Genomic DNA, 15084 nt, shown 5'->3' with positions numbered 1-15084 from the left:
TTCACTTCTCGATCACTCATCGTATTTTAGAAAATATAGAAAAACAAGCCCTTTGCATAAGCAAAAGGCTTGTCATACGGAACTTTATTTTTTCTTCGACAACCAATCAGCTACTTTAGCCGCTTGATCAGCTGGAACTATATTTGGTGGCATATTTCCTTTTCCTTTCGAAAGAATTTCTTTAATTTCATCTTTCGAAAGTTTCCCACCAATCTTTTGTAAATTAGGCCCTACTGCCCCTTGTAACTGGTCACCGTGGCAGCTCGTACAGCTTTGCTTCACAATATCCTCTGGCTTCGATGCTGTTTGCGCTGGCTTCCCACCATTTTTTGCATCAGCTAACTCTTTAGATTTATTTAGCCCCTGAAATGAAAATACAAACATAACGATAATACCTAATGCTGCAATAAGAGCGAACGGAATCAGCGGATTACGTTTCATATCTCTTCTCCCCCCTCTATACCCCTAAATAGTTAGATGATTCAGTCATTTCCATTGTACTTGAAAACGCTCTATCAGAAAAGAGTAAACTACTAATCGTTAAAAATATTCCATAAATTCAGTTTATTGTTTTTTATTGTTATATCGCTTATTATTTCGATAATTATTAACGTTTCTCATCATATTTTTCACTTTTCTACATATATTTTTGTATAGAATAAACAAAATTAATCGAAAAATCGAAAAATGAGCATTTGCAAATCAAAAGACAATTCTGTAAAATAAATTACAAGAAATTGTAATCGTTGCCGATAGCTAAAGTTTAACAAAAGTTAACAAAATAAAAAAGTTTACTTCACAAAGGTGAAGTAAACTTAAAAAGAACCTATTCTAAGAAATCCTTAAGACGCTTACTACGGCTTGGATGTCTTAATTTACGAAGTGCTTTTGCTTCAATTTGACGGATACGTTCTCTCGTTACGCCGAATACTTTCCCAACTTCTTCAAGCGTACGAGTTCGTCCATCATCTAAGCCAAAACGAAGACGCAGAACATTTTCTTCACGATCTGTTAGTGTATCTAACACATCTTCTAATTGTTCTTTTAGCAATTCATACGCTGCATGGTCCGCAGGCGATGTTGCTTCTTGGTCTTCAATGAAATCACCTAAATGGGAGTCATCTTCTTCACCAATCGGTGTTTCAAGAGAAACTGGCTCCTGTGCAATTTTTAAGATTTCGCGTACTTTTTCTGGAGCAAGATCCATTTCTTCACCAATCTCTTCAGGAGATGGTTCGCGTCCTAAATCTTGTAATAATTGACGTTGCACACGAATTAACTTATTAATCGTTTCAACCATATGAACTGGGATACGAATTGTTCGTGCTTGGTCTGCAATCGCACGTGTAATCGCTTGGCGGATCCACCAAGTTGCATACGTACTAAATTTGAAACCTTTACGATAATCGAACTTTTCAACCGCTTTAATTAGACCCATATTCCCTTCTTGGATTAAGTCTAAGAAAAGCATACCACGGCCCACGTAGCGCTTTGCAATACTTACTACAAGACGTAAGTTTGCTTCTGCAAGACGACGTTTCGCTTCTTCATCGCCATCTTCAATACGCGTTGCAAGTCGAATTTCTTCTTCTGCAGATAGTAAATCTACACGACCAATTTCTTTTAAATACATACGAACAGGATCATTGATTTTAACCCCAGGTGGTACACTTAAATCATTAAGGTCGAATTCTTCTTCTGTTTTTGAAATTTGGCGATTATTAGGACCTTCTTCGTTGTCGTTGTCACCAACTAAGTCAATCCCTTGTTCACCTAAATATTCATAGTATTCATCCATTTGATCGGATTCAATTTCAAATCCATTCATGCGTTCTGCAATCTCTTCATATGTAAGAACGCCACGTTTTTTTCCGAGCTCAGTGAGTTGTTCTTTCACTTGCTCAAGGGTCATTTCAGTTTCAATTTGTTTAGAACGAGCTGGTTTGTCAGCCATCTGTTCCCCTCCTTACGCGAGATACAAACATTCATTATACTAAAAATTTATCAAAAAAGCTATTTTCTCGCTTTTTGATTTTGTAAATATGCTACATAATATTTAGCAGCCTCTACAGGATCTGTTTTTTCCATCTGTTTTATCTTAAAGATGATTTCCGTCTTCTCAAGTTTTTCTTGATGACGTCTAAGCGTCTCCAAATGGCCTTGTAACACTTCTTCTGTGTATTCTGGATTAATAAATTCATCCGTCGAAATATCAGTGATAATATTTTTCAACTTCTCATCAGAGAGCCAACTTAAAAATGTTCCGACTGAAGGTTCATTTCCCTTTTCATAATATGCGTATAGTTCATATAAAATCCCTTTATGTTCTTCTGTGTGAAAATCTTCTATATGGGATTCCATACGAACAGCCACTTCTGGACTTTGCAACATATGGTAAATAATTTCTCTTTCTGCCCTTTCAAAACCTGTTAACTTCGGTTTTGTTTGAACAATTTGAGACGGCTTAGAAACCTGCTTTACTTGTTTTTGCTGTACCTTTTGTTCTTTGCGATATTGGTGCAATTGATTCAAAAGTGTTTCCATTGAATACGAAAATTCTTGCGATAATGACTTCAAATATGATTCTGCCTGCATCGCATCCTGTAGCAACGATAACTCTTTTAAAACACTTTTCACATATTCTTCTTTGCCAGACTCATCTTGCAAATTTTTCCCTAAACGCAAATAATTTATTTTAAAACCAACAAAACTTATACTTGATTTCACAAGATTTTCAAAAGCAGTTGTCCCATATTGTTGCACATATTCATCAGGGTCAAGCTTATCTGGCAAGGATATAACTTTCACTTGGCAACCGACTTTTAGCAATAATTGCCCTGCTTTCATCGTTGCTTCTCGCCCTGCTTTATCACCATCATAGCAAAGAACAACAGTTTCAACGTTACGTCGCAGAAGTTTTGCTTGTTCTTCAGTTAAAGCTGTTCCCATTGTCGCAACAGCTTCTTCCACACCACTTTTTACCGCAGCTAGTACGTCGGCATACCCTTCAAAAAGGGCCACTTGCCCACGTTTTCTAATAAACGGCCTCGCTTGGTGGAAGTTATACAACAATTTACTTTTATGAAAAATCGGTGTTTCAGGGCTATTTAAATATTTCGGAGTATCATCTCCTAGCGCCCTTCCACTAAACGCTATCACTTTACCTTGTAACGTATAGATTGGAAACATAACCCTTCCACGGAAGCGATCATAATGACTACCATCCTTCTCGCTTCTTATGAGAAGACCAGCTTGTTCCATACTAGACAGCGATAAGCCTCTTTTTTGTAAAATTTTCGTTGCTGCATCCCAAGCAGGTGACGCATAACCAATTTCAAACTTCTCAATCATCTCTTTCGTAATACCACGTTTTAACAAATACGAAAGTGCTTCATTTCCTTCTTCTGTATTTACTAATAAATGATGATAATACTTTTTCAAAAGTTCATGAGCCTGTTGCATGATGACAGTGTCATCAGATATGTCTTCTTGTTGTCCTTGCCCTGATGTATACTCTGCAACCGCAATTCCATTTCTTTCACCTAGCTTTTGAACAGCCTCGGTAAAAGCCAATCCTTCCATTTTCATTAGAAAGGAAAATACATTTCCACCTTCTCCACATCCGAAGCAATGAAAAATTTGCTTATCCGATGAAACAGAGAATGAAGGAGAATTCTCACCATGAAATGGACAAAGGCCGAAATAGTTACGTCCCTGTTTTCTAAGTTGAACGTATTCACCAATCACTTCTACAATATCCGATGACGTCCGAATCTGTTCAACAACTTCTTCGGGAATTCTGTTCCCCATAAATCCATCTCCGTGTCGTATTTTGTATTCGATATAAATTAAAAAATTCCTTTATAATTCGACAATATTTTTTCTAAACTTATTAGAAAGTGTTGTCGATCACGTTATCAAACGATTTTGCAGGCCCTTTTCTGCGTAATTTCGCAGATACATACCTACTATATAAAATTGTATCCATTTGCTCACCTGTTACAAATGTACCTCCTGGAGACAATACATATACACTTTTTTTTACAAGAAGACTAGCAAGTACCATATCCTATGTGATCACGAGATCTGTTTCTTTTGCATGTTGATACATATAAAAAATCAACTTTAGCTTATTCAGCATCTACATAGATCCAATTTCCCTTGCTACTTCCTTAAACGATGAGCATACGATGTGACAAACAAAATTTCGACATGAACTTTCGTTCCAACTTGCACAATTTTCAGCATTCACAGGATATGCATCTGCATCAACTAATACGATATTGATGTTTTGCATATTTCTGTATTCTACATCCCTTCTGCGAATCCTTCCATAATGTGCGTTTTCTTGTATAGATTTTGTCGATTTAACGTAATTACATGTCTTTTCGTAAATCCTATCCCTAGTTTATTCTGAAAAATTAAAGTCTAAACGTAAAATATAGGTTTTTATCACAATTTTTTATTATAATATATTTTCTTCAACTGCGCTACATATCCCTTTATTTTTTCACCTTCTATTTCAGGATAACGAAACCCTACCTTTAGCCTAATAAAAAGACAGAAGAATATAAGTATAACCACTCCGCTATAATCTATTACGAAATCAACAGGCATTGCTTTTTTCATGAGCGAAAAAAGCACATTCACCTTTGGTAAATGTGCTAAAACAATTTTTGGTTTTGCACTGCATTCACAATAATGTTAGCTGTTTCTTCAATCGCTTTATTCGATACATCAATTACTTGACAATCTATTTTACCGACTACATTCTCAAAGTGATCAATTTCTTCTTTAATACGATTAATATTGGCATATGTTGCACCGTCACTTAATCCAAGTGATTTCAATCGCTCTTTTCGAATATGATTCAACTTATCTGGCGTAATTTTCAAACCGAAGCATTTTTCTTTAGCCACTTGATATAACTCTTCAGGTGGATCTACTTCTGGTACGAGCGGTACATTGGCAACTTTCAAACGTTTGTTATGAGCTAAATATTGAGAAAGTGGTGTTTTAGATGTTCGCGAAATCCCAATCAACACGATATCTGCTTTTAAAATACCACGTGCGTCTCTACCATCATCATACTTTACAGCAAACTCAATCGCTTCAATCTTTTTAAAGTATTCTTCATCTAATCTACGAACAACACCCGGCTCATATCTTGGTACTTGCCCTGTAATTTCTTCAATTTGATCGATAAGAGGCCCGATAATATCATATGCCTCTACGCCTTCTTTCGCGGCCTCTGTCACTAAATACTGGCGCATGTCAGGCTTTACTAACGTGAAACAAATAAGCGCTTGATTGCTCTTAGCAATTGAAATCACTTCTTTTAATGTCCCTGTATCTTCTACATACGGTACACGTCTAATATCAGGAGCGAATGGGAATTGCCCCATCGCTGCTCGAACAACCAAATCAGCCGTTTCTCCAACAGAGTCAGATACGACATATACGATTTTATTATCCATTACATTACCTCACTTTAAACAAATTACACTTATTCGTTATTTACTAAGTTTACAAACGCACGTGTAATATTTGTTTTTGTAATTCGTCCAATCACTTCTAAACCTTGTTTCGTATCTTTTACAACTGGCATCGCATCAATCTGTCTTTCTATTAATTCCATCGCAATATCATATAAAGAATCTTCTCTACGACACATCGCAATGTTTGGCATCCTTGTCATGATAATATTAACCGGAAGAGAGGTTAAATCCTGCTTTCCTAGGCTAGCTCGTAATAAATCTTTACGAGATACAACGCCAACTAATAGAGTCGATTGATCTACAACGAATAATGTACCTACGTCCTCTAGAAACATCGTACAAATCGCATCGTATACTGATACATTTTTATCAATTACAGCCGGTCTAGATTGATAATCTTGTACTTTAATTTTCTTAACAGCTTCAGATAATAGCTGCCCCCCAGTTTTACCCGTATAAAAATAACCTACGCGTGGACGCGCTTCTAAATAACCAGCCATCGTTAAAATTGCTAAGTCTGGTCTTAGCGTTGCACGTGTTAATCCCAATTGCGCAGCAATTGACTCCCCTGTAATAGGACCGTGATCTTTTACAATCTGAATGATATGTTCTTGCCGTTTATTCAGCTCTATGATAATCACCACCTTCAGTGCACAACGAAAAAAGTTATACTATCTCTTAAATATTATATACTAAATATGCTATTTGAAAAAGATAGGATGTAAAAAGGACCGTATACGGCCCCAAATTATATTTGAAACTTATCAAGTTGTTCTAAGAAACGTCTTGATTTCAAATAAATCCCGCAATATTCATCATAATATGTATTTAATACTAAACGCATTTGTTTTTTTGTGCTATCCTTCACTGATACATTCCCAAGTCTATGTAAATCGAAGTGGTAGAAAAGACGTAATAATTTATGTACAGCTTCCCCCACTGGTATACGATACTGGTCTTGTTCAGCATGACGCGAGCACAGAAAACCGCCTTCCCGGACAGAGAAGGCGACAAAATCTGTTTCTTGATGACAAATCGCACATGTATCAAAATACGGGCGCATCCCTAATACCGGAAGCATTTTCGTTTGATAAATTAATGATAATACTTCTGAATCAACACCCTCACACATATAATGCAACGTTTGATATAACATTTCAAATAAATATGGATTATGTTTTTTATCTTCTGTTGCTTTATCAGTTAACTCAACAATAAATGATGCATAAGCAGTTAAAAATATATCCTCGCGAATTTCTTTCATAGTTGAAATAATCTCGCCTTGTTGTAAAGTTCCAAGTCCAGATCCCATTTGAATAAGAAAATTACCATGTGTCATAAGTTGCGAAACAGATGCTAACCGGCTTTTCGGTTTTTTCGCTCCTCTTGCCATTGCACTTACCTTACCCAATTCTCTTGAGAATATTGTAACAATCTTGTTCGTTTCTCCGTAATCTGTCGTACGGATAACGATGCCCTCAACTTTTTGAAACATGTTCGTCACCATCCAAGGTTTGAACAAAACGGGTCAAGAAATTGGAGAGTCTAGATGTGCTAGCTCCTCTTCATGTTGATCCATCTCATCGTTTACGTCTTTTTCCATTTCTTTCAAAAGCAAGTACGTTTCAATGCTTCCTGTTTTGGAGAAAAACTTCCAGGTAAAATCTAGCATAAGAATCCACCTTTCTCAATAAGCGTAGCCTATAAACCAATTTCCTTTGTTGTTATTAAATTGACCCATTTTGTCCATTTTCATGTGAGAAAAATTTTTCCTAATTTATCAAAACTCATAAAAACCAATAATCAGCGGATGAACAAAACATCCGCTGATTACAGCTTTACTCTATTTTAGTACTCGTCTTCGCGGAAACCAAGGTCACGAAGCTGAGACATTTTATTACGCCAATCTTTTTGCACTTTTACCCATACTTCTAAAAATACTTTAGAACCAAGTAATGCTTCAATATCAAAACGTGCTCGCTTACCAACTTCTTTTAACATCTTCCCTTGTTTCCCGATAATAATCCCTTTTTGCGATGGACGTTCCACAACAATCGTTGCATTGATATAAACTGCCCCGCCTTCGCGTTTTTGAATTGCATCGATAACAACAGCCACAGAATGCGGCACTTCTTCACGTGTTAAATGTAGTACTTTCTCACGAATAAGCTCTGAAATAATAAATCTCTCTGGATGATCCGTTACTTGATTATCTGGATAGTATTGTGGTCCTTCTGGTAAATACTTTTTAATTGTTCCAATTAAAGCGTCCACATTATTACCGTCTAATGCAGAAATTGGTACAATCTCTGCAAACTCATATAGTTTGCGGTATTGATCGATTAACTCTAATAATTGCTCTGGATGAAGTTGGTCGATTTTATTAATTACTAAAAATACTGGTTGTTTCGTTTCTTTTAATTTCTCAATGATAAATTCTTCACCACGACCAAATCCTTCAACTGCATTGACCATAAACAGAACAATATCAACTTCTTTTAATGTCGTTTGAGCCATCTTCACCATGAAGTCGCCTAATTTATGTTTAGGTTTATGTATTCCTGGTGTATCAATGAAAATTACTTGTGAATCATTTTCTGTATATACGCCTTGAATTTTATTACGAGTTGTTTGTGGCTTGTCACTCATAATGGCAATTTTCTGGCCGATAATACGATTTAAAAATGTAGATTTTCCAACATTCGGTCTGCCAATAATAGAGACAAAACCTGATTTATAACCTTTTCTATTCATGTAAATCCTCCGCTAAAAATGCTCCTGGCAACAATTCTCCGACTGTCGTCTCTTGAACGTCACCATGTAAATTTGATAGGTATACTTTCGTATCCTGTTTACATAATTCTACCATAACTTGGCGACATGCTCCACAAGGAGGTACCGGACGCTTTGTATCCGCCACAATTGCGATAGCTACAAACTCTTTATCTCCTTCAGAAACCGCCTTAAATAAAGCTGTTCTTTCTGCACAGTTACATAAGCCATATGATGCATTCTCAACATTACATCCACGATATACTTTTCCATCCTGTGTTAATAATGCTGCACCTACTTGAAATTTAGAATATGGTACGTACGCTTGTTTACGCGCTTCGATTGCTTCTTGAATTAATTGTTCACTATTCATGTTCCCGCATCCTTCCTGTCCACAGCTGTGAATAGATACACTCTCTGATTAAAGGCCTTTACGGCACTTCCAAAGCTTAATAAAAGCTTTGGAATGCAACTATACCACATACGGCAAAAAGATAATAGCACCAATTATAACGGCTATTATCGCAAACAATAAAACCGCTCCGGCTGCGACATCCTTTGCAATTTTCGCAAACGGATGTATATCAGTAGTCGCTAAATCTACTGTTTTTTCCACAGCCGTATTTACCATCTCTAAACTCATTACAATTCCTATTACAATAAGTAATACCATCCACTCTACTTTCGTAATATGGAAATAAAAGCCGCAGCATATAACAATGACTGCGGCTAAATAATGAATTTTCATATTTCGTTCATGACGAAGACAAAAGAATATACCTGCTATAGCATATCCAAAACTATTTATAAGTTTTCCTTTTTTCATCGACCTAATCCAAATGCCTCTAAAATTTCTTTTTGTCTTCCAAACATTTCTTTTTCATCCTCTTCTGTCATGTGGTCATAACCAAGTAAATGTAAAAAGCCATGTAACGCTAAAAAGCCAAGTTCACGATCAAAAGAATGTCCATACTCTTCAGCTTGTTCTTTCGCTCTCGGAATAGAAATAATAAGGTCACCTAACATACGAGGCATCTCTGCACCTACAATTTCCATCTCTCCTTCTCCCATTTCTTCCATAGCAAAGGAAATGACATCAGTAGGCTGATCCTTATCTCGGTAATCACGATTAATCTCGCGAATGCGTTCATTATCTACAAATGTCACTGATAACTCCGCACCATCCTCTATTTTTTCCATTTGAGCTGCTTTTTCTAATATCTCACGAATTAAATTCACATATTCTTCTTTCACTTCTTCTGTTTCATCAATGAAATCAATTAATAAACTCATTCTTTCTCCTTCTCTTCCGGTAGTTCCGGATATGTAATACGCGAATGGAAAATACCATTTAACGTTTCACATAACGTTTTTCCAACGATTTGTAGTTCCTTAAATGTCAAATCACATTCACTAAATTGCCCATCTTGCAGGCGATCTTTAATAATACTTTGTACTAAATTATTTATTTGATCTGGCGTTGGGTGATTCATAGAACGTACCGCCGCCTCAACACTATCAGCAATACCAACAATTGCCGACTCTTTAGAAGTTGCTTTTGATCCCGGATAGCGGAACATCTCTTCTGTATATTTTTCTTTATCTTCTTTAATCGCCTTATAATAAAAATATTTAAGTAATGTTGTACCATGGTGTTGTCCAGCAATATCGATAATTTCTTGCGGAATATGGTATTCTTCGAGCATTCTGACTCCATCTGTTACGTGAGCAATGATAATATCTTTACTCGTCACAGGATCTAATTTATCATGTGGATTTTCAATTCCCATCTGGTTTTCAATAAAGAATTGCGGTTGTACTGTTTTTCCTACATCATGATAATACGCCCCTACACGTGCTAATACACCATTTGCTCCAACCGCTTCACATGCTGCCTCAGAAAGATTCGCTACCATTACACTGTGGTGATATGTTCCTGGCGCTTCTAACAAAATTCTACGCAAAAGCGGATGATTCGGACTTGATAGTTCCATAAGCTTCATGCTTGATACAATCCCAAGTCCACTCTCTAAATATGGTAATATCCCCATCGCTAAAACGGATGAGATAATACCTGAAACGGAAGCCATCAATAATTGTGTTCCAATTTCAAGAGGTGAAAAATTCCCATTACGTAATAATAATAACGCCGCTAAGACGACTACATTTAAGATAGAAACGAGTATACCAGCTTGCAAAATCATCGTACGACGATTTTTTTCTCTTAAGAAAATGCTTACTGATAATGAACTTAATAGCACGTAAATACCTACACTATAATTCAGTGTACTTGTTACTCCTTCATTAAACATAATACTTCCGCACACAGAAAAAATCATACTTGTTAAAAATACAAATCGATCGCCAATCATTAGTTTTACAAGTATTGTTCCCATCGCAACTGGGACAACATACGCAATTCCTGCATATTCAAGCTTTTGAAACAAACTAATAATTTTCATTAAAACAATCGTGATAGACAAAATTGTAATATACGCTAAAATGTACGGCCGGTCTTCTCTTTTGCGCTGTAAAAATACTTCAAACTGCTTATGCATAAAGTACAGTAACACACCAATGAGCACTGCTAATCCAACATAAGGCTGAAAACTATTACCTTTCTCTAATAAACCGACTAATTTCAATTGATTATACATATCACTTGAAATTGTTTCACCTTCTCTAACAATAACTTGTCCTTGAAGGATATAAACAGGTGGAACTAAGTCCTCTTCTGCTTTCTTCTTCTCTTTCGTTACAGCTGGATCATAAAAATAATTTGCTGTAATCGCATATGATCCTAGCGCATTCACAGCTTCCTTCAAGCCGCTATTCACATTGAGGCTTTTCATTTCATTAACAAATCGCTCTTTTGCTGCTATTTCTTCGGACATTTTAATATTTCCACCCATAATAACACTAACAGACGTTAAAGCCGCGTTTTTTGCTAATTCTAATTGATCTGGTTCTGCATTAATAAAGTATAATAAATTCTCATCCGATAATTCTTTTGTTAAATTAGATGGTAACTTCTTCTTCAACTTTTCTAATTTATTTGCATCGGTCATCTTTTTTTGCTCTTCAGGTCCAGCAGCTTTCATCTCTTGAATTACTTCATTTACCTTAGCAAAAACATCATTTACAATATCTACTCTATTTTGTTTATATTCACTTCTATATGTATATTGATCCCCGACTTTTTGAGCAGCCTCTTGTTTTTTTCTGTCCGTTATAACCTTATCTTCAATTTTAATAGGAGAATGAATTGTTTTTTTCGCAATAGAATACATATCAACATCTAATTGCTCTGGTTTTACATTATTCATAAGTGCAAAAAACAGCACTGCTCCTAACAAAACGTAAGAAATCCAACTTAGTTTTTTCGAATGTTGTAAATTACGAAACCACTTAGAAATTTCTTGAGCTCTTAACATGATTTCAATACCTTCTCCTCTCCAGAAATAAAGTGAAACTATTTATAGCTTTCATTTCTTCTAGCCAACGATACTTTTAGAGAACACTTTGATACACCAGTACCTATAGTTTATTTCTCTTATCTTTTATGATAGTAAAAAATATGCCGTTCGCCAACCTTAATACAAAAAGAAATGATCCTGACAAATAGGATCATTCCATTTTATCATATGCCTCAATAATACGTTGCACCAGCGGATGCCTCACAACGTCCGTTTGTTCTAATGTAATGAACGAAAGACCTGATACACCAGATAAAATGTTAGAAGCTAGCGAAAGCCCTGATTTTACCCCTTTTGGTAAGTCTACTTGTGAAGGGTCTCCCGTAATAACCATTTTAGAACTAAAACCTAATCTAGTTAAAAACATTTTTATTTGTGCACCCGTTGTATTTTGCGCTTCATCTAAAATAACAAATGAATCATCGAGCGTACGCCCTCTCATATAAGCTAGAGGCGCAATTTCAATTACACCTCGCTCCATCATACGCTGTGTATATTCTTGTCCAAGAATATCGTGCAACGCATCATACAATGGACGTAAATATGGATCTACTTTCTCTTTCAAATCACCTGGTAAAAACCCTAAACTTTCTCCAGCTTCTACAGCCGGTCTCGTTAAAATGATTTTCTTTACATACCCTTGCTTTAGAGCTCTTACAGCCATTACTACAGCTAAGTATGTTTTCCCAGTCCCAGCAGGTCCTATTCCAAATACAACATCATTCTTCTTCATTGCATGAATATATCTTCTTTGCCCCATTGTTTTTACACGAATGGATTTACCTTTTGCCGTTTTAAAGATTTCTTCTTCATATAACTCTTCAAATTGAGCAATTTTCCCTTGTTGTGCGAGCTGAATTGCATACGCAACATCTCTTTCTGTAATTGATACACCTTTTCGAATAACAACAAGTAATTGCTGTAAGATTTTTTCTACGAGTGTCACAGTTTCAACTGCTCCAGATGCATGAACAGTTTCACCTCTAGTTACGATCGATACATTCAGTTCCCGTTCAATTACTTTCAAATGAGCATCATTGACTCCAAAAAGAGCGATTGCTTCGTTAGTATTTTCCAATTGTTGGTTCATTTCTACTAATTGTTCTGCCATTACTCAGTCTCCTTGAATATCGGATTCGGATATTGGTTGTGGCTCTGCAATATTTTCGATCACAGTATAATGCAATGTGACTTTTAGTTGATCCGCCTCAACCTGTTTACTCAAAATCTTATCACTTACAATCATAGCATGTTCATCCAATTTTTTCTTTAGTTCTTTTTCAGCCATCTCTTTCGCTACTTTCATTGCCTGTTTTTCTGTATATTCCCGATTCGCTTCTTCCTCTTCTCGCACGATATCTTTTTCGTACGCGATTGGCAGTGTAAAACCAAATAGTTTCACATCGTGTTTTACACTTTCCGTACGAGAGCGTTTATACTTATCATGTTGAAATCCCCATATTTTTATTTTCGTACTCCCAAATGCAAGGTAATGCTCATTATATGCATTGCCAGTATATACTTGAAATTGCGTCTTTAGTGGCACATTCACCTCAGATGTGTACCACGTTTCTCCATATACAATACCTTGGGCCGAAACAATCGTCGGACTCTCCTCATTACCGTATATCCCTGATACGAGAAGCTGCCCTTTTTCGACATGGTCATTTTTCAAGACAACTGGTTTTCCTACTTCAACAAATGTTTTTGTCACAATCGCTTCTTTTTTTGCTACTAAATTTTGCGGCCTTTGTTCCTTTTCTTTTTTCGGCTCGTTTTTTTCAACAATTTTAAAATGGTACGTCGTTCCTCTTATTTCTAGTCCCGCCCAAGTAATCGCATTAATATTGTCTGTCAAGTGACGCTGTACATCTTCTACATTAGGCATCTGGAATTGTAATTTTCCTTTTTTAATACCCATTTTGTCCAATTCTTTCATCAATATATATTCTGTTTCAGGTTTCGCTCCTGTAATTTCAATTTTCCAAACCATATTAGATAATGCAATCATGCCAAAAAAGAAAATTAAAAAACCAATTAAGAATCCACTATTTTTAATTAAACGCTTATTCAAAAAAGGAAAACCGTAACGCCCAATAAAATATAGTTTACATTCATTTTTTCTATAAATTGGTTTTATTTTCTTCACATCTCGTAATAACATACAAAAAACTAACGTTTCATCAGCAATCTTCTTAACATCCCAAACTAATAATTTTCTACGCACACATTCGTTAACGAACCGTTCCGCTCCTCTACCTTCAATTCGCACTTTTACATATCCAAGCCACTTTATAAACCATTTATTTTTCATCTACTATCTCCACTACCTTTCCAAAAGTATACACACTACTTTTTTCGCTTTAATTAGCAAAATAGCTCGTACGAAAATGAAATAAAGAGTTCTACCACCCATAAATAGCGAGATAAAATGAATAGTAAGGTCGAATCACGAAAATAACGAAGAAAAACTTCACATATGGAAGTTTCCCTCACTCCTCTTTTTTTTCGTTTTCTAAAAACGTCACTTGCTCAATTATTCCTTCAAGTAAAAGTTCTTCTGGAAGGATTGTTTTAATAATAAAGGATTGCCCTTTAATTAATAATTGACCGTGCTTTAATAACAACCTTACTTCTTTATCTGAAAACACTAATAAACCTCGATGATTTTCTATATAGATATGCACTTGCCCGACAAGCGTGATCCGAGGTAGATCCATTAGCACATCCACTGGCAGGTCTATTTGCTTTGTTAACCAATTCTTCATTTGTTCTAATTTTTTCATCTCAAAAGACCCCCTCTCATCCCATATGTATGAAAAAAGAGCTTGTAATATCACGTCCAAACTGAAAAAAAGCATAAAAAAACGTCTCATACGAAATGAGACGTTTTTTTATGCTAATAGTTGGATAACCAACTTATTCACAAGTGATCCGTCTGTTTTACCTTTTACTTTCGGCATAACAGCAGTCATCACCTTACCCATATCTGCTTTAGATGTCGCACCAACTTCAGAAATAACTTGCTTAATTACATTCGCTAGTTCTTCTTCTGTTAATTGCTCCGGCAAATATGCGCTTAAAATCTGAATTTCACTTTGCAGTTTATTAACAAGGTCTTCACGACCAGCTTTTTTAAATTCAAGGAGGGAGTCCTTATACTGTTTTACTTCACGAGCTAAAACTGTTAGTTCCTCTTCTTCAGTAAGAGTATGTTGCAGTTTAATACCTTCATTTTGTAAAGCAGCCTTAACCATACGAATAACGGTTAATTTTTCTTTTTGTTTATTCTTCATCGCTTGTTTCATATCATCGTTTAAACGACCGAGAAGACTCAT

General features: G+C 35.9%; 19 protein-coding genes. All 19 read right to left on the bottom strand.

Features of this window, described 5'->3' with window-relative positions; all coding sequences use genetic code 11:
• Positions 1-84: 84 nt before the first annotated feature.
• The 19 genes from cccA to BAQ44_RS05155 all read right to left on the bottom strand — a co-directional run bounded on the left by cccA (position 85) and on the right by BAQ44_RS05155 (position 15084).
• On the bottom strand, positions 85-441 hold the full coding sequence (cccA, locus tag BAQ44_RS05235) for a cytochrome c550 (protein ID WP_000828145.1): 357 nt from the start codon (positions 439-441) through the stop codon (positions 85-87).
• A 385-nt stretch (positions 442-826) separates the two neighbouring features.
• Positions 827-1954 (bottom strand): RNA polymerase sigma factor RpoD, encoded by a 1128-nt coding sequence (gene rpoD / locus BAQ44_RS05230; RefSeq protein ID WP_000764063.1) that lies wholly within the window; start codon positions 1952-1954, stop codon positions 827-829.
• 59 nt (positions 1955-2013) lie between these two features.
• Positions 2014-3810 carry a DNA primase gene (dnaG, locus tag BAQ44_RS05225; RefSeq protein WP_061677311.1) on the bottom strand — a complete coding sequence of 599 codons (1797 nt, stop codon included), beginning with the start codon at positions 3808-3810 and terminating at the stop codon, positions 2014-2016.
• A gap of 82 nt (positions 3811-3892) precedes the next feature.
• A complete protein-coding gene (locus tag BAQ44_RS31345) occupies positions 3893-4066 on the bottom strand; it encodes a DUF188 domain-containing protein (protein ID WP_144290969.1) in 174 nt (57 codons plus the stop codon).
• A 75-nt stretch (positions 4067-4141) separates the two neighbouring features.
• Positions 4142-4297: a hypothetical protein gene (locus BAQ44_RS31340; RefSeq protein WP_169833821.1), complete on the bottom strand. Its 156-nt coding sequence runs from the start codon at positions 4295-4297 to the stop codon at positions 4142-4144.
• A 155-nt stretch (positions 4298-4452) separates the two neighbouring features.
• Positions 4453-4629, bottom strand: a complete 177-nt coding sequence (locus BAQ44_RS30785; protein ID WP_161491749.1) for a hypothetical protein — start codon at positions 4627-4629, stop codon at positions 4453-4455.
• Positions 4630-4664: 35 nt separating this feature from the next.
• Positions 4665-5477, bottom strand: a complete 813-nt coding sequence (locus tag BAQ44_RS05215; protein WP_000368939.1) for a pyruvate, water dikinase regulatory protein — start codon at positions 5475-5477, stop codon at positions 4665-4667.
• A gap of 29 nt (positions 5478-5506) precedes the next feature.
• Positions 5507-6139, bottom strand: a complete 633-nt coding sequence (gene ccpN / locus BAQ44_RS05210; protein WP_000583755.1) for a transcriptional regulator CcpN — start codon at positions 6137-6139, stop codon at positions 5507-5509.
• A gap of 107 nt (positions 6140-6246) precedes the next feature.
• Entirely contained in the window at positions 6247-6993 is a 747-nt protein-coding gene (recO, locus tag BAQ44_RS05205; protein WP_000487012.1) for a DNA repair protein RecO, read from the bottom strand.
• Positions 6994-7026: 33 nt separating this feature from the next.
• A complete protein-coding gene (locus BAQ44_RS05200) occupies positions 7027-7170 on the bottom strand; it encodes a YqzL family protein (protein ID WP_000883924.1) in 144 nt (47 codons plus the stop codon).
• A 176-nt stretch (positions 7171-7346) separates the two neighbouring features.
• The gene (era, locus tag BAQ44_RS05195) at positions 7347-8252 is read right to left on the bottom strand and encodes a GTPase Era (protein ID WP_061677310.1); all 906 of its coding nucleotides are present in this window, start codon (positions 8250-8252) and stop codon (positions 7347-7349) included.
• Positions 8245-8643 (bottom strand): cytidine deaminase, encoded by a 399-nt coding sequence (locus BAQ44_RS05190; protein ID WP_063260793.1) that lies wholly within the window; start codon positions 8641-8643, stop codon positions 8245-8247. Before BAQ44_RS05190 ends, era begins: the two co-directional genes overlap by 8 nt.
• 99 nt (positions 8644-8742) lie before the next feature.
• Complete coding sequence (locus BAQ44_RS05185; RefSeq protein WP_000715483.1) at positions 8743-9096, bottom strand: diacylglycerol kinase family protein; 354 nt, start codon at positions 9094-9096, stop codon at positions 8743-8745.
• The gene (gene ybeY, locus BAQ44_RS05180) at positions 9093-9563 is read right to left on the bottom strand and encodes an rRNA maturation RNase YbeY (protein ID WP_000054689.1); all 471 of its coding nucleotides are present in this window, start codon (positions 9561-9563) and stop codon (positions 9093-9095) included. The genes BAQ44_RS05185 and ybeY overlap by 4 nt, the downstream gene beginning before the upstream one ends.
• On the bottom strand, positions 9560-11704 hold the full coding sequence (locus BAQ44_RS05175) for an HD family phosphohydrolase (protein WP_000942638.1): 2145 nt from the start codon (positions 11702-11704) through the stop codon (positions 9560-9562). The genes ybeY and BAQ44_RS05175 overlap by 4 nt, the downstream gene beginning before the upstream one ends.
• A gap of 193 nt (positions 11705-11897) precedes the next feature.
• Positions 11898-12857, bottom strand: coding sequence for a PhoH family protein (locus BAQ44_RS05170; RefSeq protein WP_061677308.1), 960 nt, complete (start codon positions 12855-12857; stop codon positions 11898-11900).
• A gap of 3 nt (positions 12858-12860) precedes the next feature.
• Positions 12861-14060, bottom strand: a complete 1200-nt coding sequence (yqfD, locus tag BAQ44_RS05165) for a sporulation protein YqfD (RefSeq protein ID WP_061677307.1) — start codon at positions 14058-14060, stop codon at positions 12861-12863.
• A 178-nt stretch (positions 14061-14238) separates the two neighbouring features.
• Positions 14239-14532 carry a sporulation protein YqfC gene (gene yqfC, locus BAQ44_RS05160; protein ID WP_000732264.1) on the bottom strand — a complete coding sequence of 98 codons (294 nt, stop codon included), beginning with the start codon at positions 14530-14532 and terminating at the stop codon, positions 14239-14241.
• A gap of 108 nt (positions 14533-14640) precedes the next feature.
• On the bottom strand, positions 14641-15084 hold the full coding sequence (locus BAQ44_RS05155; RefSeq protein ID WP_000054579.1) for a GatB/YqeY domain-containing protein: 444 nt from the start codon (positions 15082-15084) through the stop codon (positions 14641-14643).

Origin of the sequence: Bacillus mobilis, assembly GCF_001884045.1 — a bacterium.
GTDB classification, from domain to species: domain Bacteria; phylum Bacillota; class Bacilli; order Bacillales; family Bacillaceae_G; genus Bacillus_A; species Bacillus_A mobilis.
The sequence above is the reverse complement of the archived record's forward strand: the minus strand, read 5'-3'. Positions and strand labels throughout refer to the sequence as shown.

Coding starts and splice junctions, on each gene's coding strand:
- cccA (WP_000828145.1), bottom strand. CDS start 441: ATGAAACGTAATCCGCTGATTCCGTTCGCTCTTATTGCAGCATTAGGT.
- rpoD (WP_000764063.1), bottom strand. CDS start 1,954: ATGGCTGACAAACCAGCTCGTTCTAAACAAATTGAAACTGAAATGACC.
- dnaG (WP_061677311.1), bottom strand. CDS start 3,810: ATGGGGAACAGAATTCCCGAAGAAGTTGTTGAACAGATTCGGACGTCA.
- BAQ44_RS31345 (WP_144290969.1), bottom strand. CDS start 4,066: ATGGTACTTGCTAGTCTTCTTGTAAAAAAAAGTGTATATGTATTGTCT.
- BAQ44_RS31340 (WP_169833821.1), bottom strand. CDS start 4,297: ATGCAAAACATCAATATCGTATTAGTTGATGCAGATGCATATCCTGTG.
- BAQ44_RS30785 (WP_161491749.1), bottom strand. CDS start 4,629: ATGAAAAAAGCAATGCCTGTTGATTTCGTAATAGATTATAGCGGAGTG.
- BAQ44_RS05215 (WP_000368939.1), bottom strand. CDS start 5,477: ATGGATAATAAAATCGTATATGTCGTATCTGACTCTGTTGGAGAAACG.
- recO (WP_000487012.1), bottom strand. CDS start 6,993: ATGTTTCAAAAAGTTGAGGGCATCGTTATCCGTACGACAGATTACGGA.
- BAQ44_RS05200 (WP_000883924.1), bottom strand. CDS start 7,170: ATGCTAGATTTTACCTGGAAGTTTTTCTCCAAAACAGGAAGCATTGAA.
- era (WP_061677310.1), bottom strand. CDS start 8,252: ATGAATAGAAAAGGTTATAAATCAGGTTTTGTCTCTATTATTGGCAGA.
- BAQ44_RS05190 (WP_063260793.1), bottom strand. CDS start 8,643: ATGAATAGTGAACAATTAATTCAAGAAGCAATCGAAGCGCGTAAACAA.
- BAQ44_RS05185 (WP_000715483.1), bottom strand. CDS start 9,096: ATGAAAAAAGGAAAACTTATAAATAGTTTTGGATATGCTATAGCAGGT.
- ybeY (WP_000054689.1), bottom strand. CDS start 9,563: ATGAGTTTATTAATTGATTTCATTGATGAAACAGAAGAAGTGAAAGAA.
- BAQ44_RS05175 (WP_000942638.1), bottom strand. CDS start 11,704: ATGTTAAGAGCTCAAGAAATTTCTAAGTGGTTTCGTAATTTACAACAT.
- BAQ44_RS05170 (WP_061677308.1), bottom strand. CDS start 12,857: ATGGCAGAACAATTAGTAGAAATGAACCAACAATTGGAAAATACTAAC.
- yqfD (WP_061677307.1), bottom strand. CDS start 14,060: ATGAAAAATAAATGGTTTATAAAGTGGCTTGGATATGTAAAAGTGCGA.
- yqfC (WP_000732264.1), bottom strand. CDS start 14,532: ATGAAAAAATTAGAACAAATGAAGAATTGGTTAACAAAGCAAATAGAC.
- BAQ44_RS05155 (WP_000054579.1), bottom strand. CDS start 15,084: ATGAGTCTTCTCGGTCGTTTAAACGATGATATGAAACAAGCGATGAAG.